Origin of the sequence: Mycolicibacterium bacteremicum, from assembly GCF_002086115.1 — a bacterium.
GTDB lineage: Bacteria > Actinomycetota > Actinomycetes > Mycobacteriales > Mycobacteriaceae > Mycobacterium > Mycobacterium bacteremicum.
Genome location: NZ_MVHJ01000060.1, coordinates 1 through 4,804 on the forward strand (window position 1 = coordinate 1; position 4,804 = coordinate 4,804).

The 4,804-nt window shown below is 68.2% G+C and carries 5 protein-coding genes; 2 read left to right on the forward strand and 3 right to left on the reverse strand.

Features of this window, described 5'->3' with window-relative positions; all coding sequences use genetic code 11:
• Together BST17_RS28385 and yaaA are read right to left on the reverse strand one after the other, a co-directional pair.
• Window positions 1-911 (reverse strand): esterase family protein (locus BST17_RS28385; protein ID WP_269149878.1); only part of this gene is annotated, 911 nt, incomplete at its 3' end.
• A 158-nt stretch (window positions 912-1,069) separates the two neighbouring features.
• Window positions 1,070-1,816, reverse strand: coding sequence for a peroxide stress protein YaaA (gene yaaA, locus BST17_RS28390; protein ID WP_083062346.1), 747 nt, complete (start codon window positions 1,814-1,816; stop codon window positions 1,070-1,072).
• Window positions 1,817-2,323: 507 nt separating this feature from the next.
• On the opposite strand from yaaA, the gene BST17_RS28395 reads away from it, so the two are divergent.
• Window positions 2,324-2,578 (forward strand): hypothetical protein, encoded by a 255-nt coding sequence (locus tag BST17_RS28395; RefSeq protein WP_083062347.1) that lies wholly within the window; start codon window positions 2,324-2,326, stop codon window positions 2,576-2,578.
• A 4-nt stretch (window positions 2,579-2,582) separates the two neighbouring features.
• Here BST17_RS28395 and BST17_RS28400 read toward each other — a convergent pair whose 3' ends face one another.
• The gene (locus BST17_RS28400; RefSeq protein WP_083062348.1) at window positions 2,583-3,251 is read right to left on the reverse strand and encodes a FadR/GntR family transcriptional regulator; all 669 of its coding nucleotides are present in this window, start codon (window positions 3,249-3,251) and stop codon (window positions 2,583-2,585) included.
• 48 nt (window positions 3,252-3,299) lie between these two features.
• On the opposite strand from BST17_RS28400, the gene BST17_RS28405 reads away from it, so the two are divergent.
• A complete protein-coding gene (locus tag BST17_RS28405) occupies window positions 3,300-4,544 on the forward strand; it encodes a CynX/NimT family MFS transporter (RefSeq protein ID WP_083062349.1) in 1,245 nt (414 codons plus the stop codon).
• The last annotated feature ends 260 nt before the right edge of the window (window positions 4,545-4,804 follow it).

Consider the following 4,804-nt stretch of genomic DNA (forward strand, 5'->3'; position numbering starts at 1 on the left):
GGCGCGGGGGGCGCGGGCGGGACCACGCCGAGTACCCGCTGCAGGTCGGGCTTCATGGCCAACAGTTGCGACCCCCAGTACCCCCAGCTGTGCGTGCCGTCCTTGGGGAAGTTGAAGACACCGTTGCGTCCGCCCGCGGCCAGATACCGTTGCTGGAACGTCTTGTTGGTGTTCAGCGTGATGTTCTCCAGGAACTGCGCGCTGAACATCCCACCGAAGTCGCCGCCGGTGTCGAGTTCGGATGGTGTGCCGTCACCGCAGTAGATCCAGACCGCGGTGCGGTTGGCGGCCAGCGTCGCCACGTTGACCATGGGATCGTTGCGCCGCCAGGCCGGGTCATTGGACTGACCCCACATGCTCGTCGCGTTGTATCCGCCGGCATCGCGCATGGCCAGACCGATCAGGGTGGGCCACAACCCCAGCGAGGGATTCACGAAGCCCGACAATGATGCCGCGAAGATGAACTTCGTCGGGTGCCAGACCGCCAGGGTGAGCGCCGACCCACCCGACATCGACAGTCCGACAACGGCATTGCCGAGCGGGTTGATACCGCGATTGGCGGCCAACCAGCCCGGCAATTCCTGGGTCAGGAAGGTTTCCCACTTGTAGGTGAGCGTGCCCCCGTTGCCGGTCGCCGGCTGGTACCAGTCGGTATAGAAGCTCGACTGGCCGCCGACCGGCATCACGATGGACAGCCCGGAGTCGTGATACCACTCGAACGCCGCGGTGTTGATGTCCCAGCCGCTGAAGTCATCCTGGGCGCGCAGTCCGTCGAGCAGATACACCGCCTGCGGTCCGCCGCCTTGGAATTCGACGCGGATGTTTCGGCCCATCGATGCCGACGGGATGTCGAGTTGTTCGATCGGTAGGCCGGGCCGGGAGAACGCGGCGGCGGTGGGTGCGGTGAGCATCGAGCCCAGCACGGCGGTGGTCAGGACCACGGACGCGCAGCGGCGGACCCAGCGCCGCAGCCTTGTCGGTTGCGTCATGCAGGGCAAGCTAGCAGCGTATGCGCACCGGCCGTCGGTGCGACGCCCACCGTGATCGCGTTGTTATGTAACGGTTTAACTCACGCGGCGACGATGATGGTCAGCTCGTTGCCGTCCCGTTCGACCCGCATGCCTGCGCGTCGGGCGACGGTCGCGACCTTGCCGGCATCGTCGGGTTCGGCCCGGGTGGTGGCCAGTGCGCGTGCCAACCGTCCCTTGTGCGCCTTGTTGAAATGGCTCACCACGGTCCGATGTCCGTCCTCGCGCTCGGCCAGCACGTTGACCCGCACCGCCTCCGGGAGGCGGCCCAGTCCCGCATAGGATCCCGACCGCAGATCCACCACCAGCTCCTCGGTCGCGATCTCGGCGAGCAGCGGTTCCAGCGCGGGCCGCCAGCGCGCGGCCAGCGTCGGCTTGCCGGGCAGCTTGGAGCCGGCCGACAGCCGGTAGGCGGGTATCGGGTCGTCGGCGCGCACCAGGCCGAACAATGCCGATCCGACCGCGATCCGGCCCCGGGCACGGGCCGCCGCGGCTCCCCGCAGCGAGTCGATGTCCAGCGCGTCGTAGAGCACGCCGGTGTACCGGTCGATCGCGGCCACCGTCGGCGCAGCGCGCACGTCGGCATTACGTGCGATCTCGCCGTCCTGGGCCGCGGTCAGTCCCAGCGCTCGACGTGCCGCGGGGATGTCGGCGGCCAGCGCACGCACCTCGTCGACGAGTTCGGTCCGCACCGCGCCCAGCTCGGGAAAGCTGAGCCTCTCGATGCGCAGCGGGGGACCATCGCCGCCGGCGCGTTTGGTCTCCGAGGGCGGCAGCAGCACGATCACGCTGTCAGACGTTAGCTCAGCGGTCCGGGCACCCGAGCATGGCGATGGAGCCCTGCAACCGGCCCCGACGCCACGGTCGCGGACCCGACGCAATGGGACGCCGTGGTCGGCGCGCGCGTTTCGGTTTGGCGAAATTGAATATCGATGCACGCGCTTTCCGCAATGAAAAGCAGATCCAAATGCCCGAATGGCAGGGGCGGTTTGCGGGGTGCTCCGCGGTCGGATTTCACCGACCCTGGGTTTAGTATGAACAGGCGAGGTCGCGGCGTGCCGGGAATATCGATTCGGCATGTTGCGGCAAGCGGATTGACAACGTTGTATGCGGTAACTCAGGATCGGCGTGTTCGGTTGAGCGTCGCTCGGTTCGAAGGGATCGGCCGACGCCCGTCGGGGGCTGGGCGTGCAGTTCGAAACAGGCGCTGGGAATGGATCACAGAATTCATCTCCCCGCGGCACGTGAGAGCGCGGGCGCAGACAGCGGCCGCCGCGGATGACAAGGGAGTTCTGGTGACTGCTCAGGGATTCGTGGGTGCCGACCCCGACAACCAGGATCAGGGACTTGCCGTCGATGCGCGGGTGCGTGTCCATGCCGGAACCGATGACGAGGCCGTCGGCGTGATCGTCGACGACTTCGGCGACAGCGCCGGTCAGTCCGTGGACATCGGTGAACATCACATCGTCGACGCCGCCCGCCGGTGGGCGGTCCTGCTCGACAGTGGCTCCCTGACCTTCGTCGACTCCGACGTCCTGCAGCCCGAGTAGAACGCTACGGCTCGGGCAGCCGGTCGAGCAGTTCGTCGAGGAAACCGCCGGCCTCACCGATGGCCGCTGCCTCGTCGCCGTCGGCGATGGCCTGGATGAGGGCCCGGTGCTGGGGACTGTCGGCAAGATTCCTGGTGCTGGTGACCACGCTGGCCAGAACCACCTCGGTCAAACCCCGATACAGCTCGGTCAGCACCGGATTGTGTGCGCTGCGGACCACGGCGAAGTGCAGCTCGGCGTCGGTGCGGGCGAACTCCTCACCCAGCCCGGCGGAGCGCAGTTCCTCGGTGCGTTCCCACAATTGCCAGAGCTCGGCCAGATCTGCCTCGGTGCGTACCGTCGCGGCCAGTCGTGCCGCCTCCACCTCAAGGCAACGGCGGACCTGCAGGACGTCGCGCAACTCGGTGCCGCACAGCCGGTGCAGCGCGCCGGACACTTCGCTGGTGGCGCGCACGTACGTACCGTCGCCCTGGCGCACCTCCAGGATTCCGCTGTGAGCAAGCGCACGTACCGCCTCGCGCACGGTATTGCGGCCCACTCCGAGTGACTCCGCCAGCGCCGGTTCGGTCGGGATCCTGGCGTTGACGGGCCATTCTCCGGATGCCACCGACTGGCGCAGTTGTTCGATGGCTTGATCCACCAGTCCGGTTCGGCGTGCTGATGCCAACGGCATGTAAAACCCTTTTCATCCAATCATCGGATGTATGGCAGGCTAGTGCAGATGAATCAGCCCCGCCACCCGGAAACCCTGGACAGCCGGGAGTTCGAGATCGGGCCGGCGGATCCCCGGCCGGCCGAGGTGGCCGCCGGGGGTGTGCTGTTGATGGCGGCGGTCGTGCTCACGGCCGCCAATCTGCGGCCCGCCATCACCAGCGTCGGTCCGCTGCTCGGCGATATGCGCGACACGCTGGGGACCTCGGCACTGTGGGCCGGACTGCTGACCACCCTGCCCGGCCTGTGCTTCGCGTTCGCCGGATTGACCGCGCCCTTCCTGGCCCGCCGGATCGGTCTGGGCCGCGCGATCGCCGCAGCCCTCGTGGTGCTCATCACCGGTCTGGTGCTGCGCGTCGTCGACGGGCCGGCCGTGGTCATCGGTGGCACCTTGATCGCCACCGCCGGAATCGCATTGATCAACGTTCTGATCCCGGTCGTCATCAAGGAATCGTTCCCGGCTCGGATCGGTCTGATGACGGGCATCTACACCGCGGCACTGCAGGGCGGTGGTGCTGCCGGATCGGCGGTCACCCCGCCGCTGGACGATCTGCTCGGCGGCTGGCGCCTGGCGCTGGGCGCCTGGGCGGGCCTGGCGGCGGCCGCGCTGGTGTTCTGGCTTCTTGCGATGCGTGGTCGCACAACTGCCGCGCACACGACGACCCCGAGTGTTGCAGCGGCACCGCAACGTTCGATGCTGCGCAGCCGGCTGGCCTGGATCGTCACGGGTTTCTTCGGTTGTCAGTCGTGCATGGCCTACATCGTGATGGGTTGGTTGCCACAGGTTTTCATCGACAACGGGATGGACAAGGGCGACGCAGGCCTGCTCCTGGGACTCAACGCCGTGATTGCCGTACCGATCAGCATCGTGGTCGCGCCGATGGCGGCCCGACGGGCCTCCCAGAGTGGCTGGATCGTCGCACTCGGGGTGCTCGGATTCAGTGGCGCACTGGGTTTGGCATTCGCGCCGATGGCGGCGCCGCTGCTGTGGACGATCCTGCTCGGCCTCGGGATGAGCGTGTTCTCGCTCGCCCTGGCCGTGATCGGACTGCGATCACGAACCGCGGCCGACACCGCGCGGTTGTCCGGCATGGTGCAGGGTCTGGGTTATCTGCTTGCCGGACTCGGACCCTTCCTGTTCGGTCTGCTCCACGAAGTCAGCGGCGGGTGGACCGTGCCGTGGATCATGCTGCTCATCGTCTACGTCGCGCAGATCGCGCTGGGCGCTCTCGCCGGGCGTGATCGCTACGTCTGAGTCCTAGTGGTCCTAGGCCGCGACGGTGGCCGGCGGCGGCACCGCGCCCGGCGGGGGCGGTGCGATACCCGGAGCGGGCGGTGGGACTGCAACCGGGGCCATGCCGGCCGGCGGCGGAGGCACCGCGCCCGGCGGCGGCGGGACGAGCCCGTTCGGTGCCGGCGGGGCAGGCACCGGCGCGCCCGGCGGTGGCGGCGCGTACCAGCCGCAGTTCACCAAGCACATGTACCTGCCGCTGGAAGAGGTTGCGCCCGTGCCGC